This window comes from Actinoplanes sp. NPDC051633 (assembly GCF_040681735.1).
Taxonomy (GTDB): Bacteria; Actinomycetota; Actinomycetes; order Mycobacteriales; family Micromonosporaceae; genus Actinoplanes.
Map to the genome: position 1 here is coordinate 1 of NZ_JBFAZH010001480.1, position 1648 is coordinate 1648.

1 protein-coding gene and 1 pseudogene are annotated in these 1648 nt (G+C 70.0%); one reads left to right on the forward strand and one right to left on the reverse strand.

The features are described from left to right. Nucleotides 1-75: 75 nt before the first annotated feature. Nucleotides 76-942: an alpha/beta hydrolase gene (locus tag AB0M20_RS42285; RefSeq protein ID WP_364307035.1), complete on the reverse strand. Its 867-nt coding sequence runs from the start codon at nt 940-942 to the stop codon at nt 76-78. Nucleotides 943-1070: 128 nt separating this feature from the next. Here AB0M20_RS42285 and AB0M20_RS42290 point away from each other — a divergent pair. Next, nucleotides 1071-1648, forward strand: a pseudogene (locus AB0M20_RS42290) (hypothetical protein); the annotation flags it as partial.

The following is a 1648-nucleotide window of genomic DNA, read 5'->3' on the forward strand; positions in this document are numbered from 1 at the left end:
GGGTGCCGGTGGGTGGCCGGGTGGGTGTGATCCTGTCGGGCGGGAATGTGGGCTGGCGGCGCTTCGCGGAGTTGGTCACGGCCGACGCTTGAGAATCGCCGGGCTGCCCGTGAGGAAGGCGTGCACGGTGGCCACGAAGGCGGCCGGGTCGTCCACCCAGGGGAAGTGCCCGGCTCGCGGCTGCACCGCCACCTCGGCGTTGTTCAGGAGGGCGGCCAGCTGGTGCAGGGCGGTGCAGGTCGGCCAGATGTCGTGTTCGCCGTCCATCACGAGCACCGGCGCGGTCAGCGCCGCGAGCCGCGCCGGCAGTGTGGGGTCGGGGTTGAAGCCGGCGTAGAACCCGTCGGTGGCCGGTTGGGAGAACTGGGCGGGTTCGGCGTCGGTTTGCGCCTGGGCTGCGGCGTTCCATTGCCCGTAGAGCAGTGGCGCGGCCAGCCGCTTGTATTGCTGCAGCTGCTGCGGCGAGGTGGCTTCGGCGTGCAGCGCGGTGACCGCGTCGTGGTACCAGGGTTCGTGTGCGCGGCGGGCCAGGACTTCGTCGACGCCCAGGTCGGACGGGAGGTCGGCGACGCGCAGGGATGGTGCGATCAGCACGAGGTGGTCGAGGCGTTGTGGGTGTTCGGCCGCGTACAGCAGGCAGATCCCGCCGCTGGCGGAGTGTCCGAGCAGGTCCATCGTCTCCAGCCGCAAGTGGGTGCGTAGGGCCTCGACGTCGTTGATGAGCCGGTCGACCCGGTAGGTCGTGGGGTCCTGCGGTGGTTGCGACGCGCCGGTGCCGCGGTTGTCGAGCAGGATCAGCGTCCGGTGTCGGCTGAGGCCGCCCAGCTCGCCGAGGTATTCGACGGCCTGGCCGGGACCGCCGGGGATGCAGATCAGTGGTGGCCCGGAGCCGGCGACGCGGTAGGCCAGTTGCGTGCCGTCCCAGGAGTGGAATCGCTGCATGGGGTCGGACTCTGCCAGAGACGGTCGTCAGGTGTTTCTGAACGGGTTCTGGGCTTGTCGCGTAGCCTGAGGGATATTCGGTATTTGCGGCTATTGTCGGATCGGCGGCTCGGGGGACAGGGGTTTCCATGGCGTTAGCCCTGGTCACGTCGCTGTTCCTGGTGATCTTGTTGTGGGTCACCTGGCAGTATTGCCGGCGCCGCGACCCGCTGCTGCGGGACGTCATGTGGATGTTCTCGTCGGTCGCGATGCTGTTCGTCGTCAGCATGGTCCGGCTTTTGGTGGGCGCACCGCCGCGGCTCGTGACGACGCTGGCCATCGGGTTGCTGCTGGCCAAACCACTGTTCACGTTGCGGCTGGTGAGCCGCCTGCGTCCGCTGCGCTCGTGGTGGTGGCCGGTAGCGGTGACCGCGTGGGCGATGAGCGTCTTCCCGGTCTTGGCGACGACGACGCGACCGGCGCCGCGACCGGCGATCTGGTCGGCGGTGATCGTGTTCTTCGTCATCGAGGCCATCGCGGCGGGCCTGCTCGGCGTGGAGGCTCGCCGGCGTGGCGGCGCGGCGCGGGCCCGGTTGTGGTGTGCCGCGGCCGGCACCGGTCTGTTCGGTGCCGCGTTGCTGGTCTCCGCCGCCGGCTTGGCGTTGAGCGCGCGGGTGCTCGCCGTGGTGTCGGGGGTGCTGTATCTGCTGGCGTTCGTACCGCCACG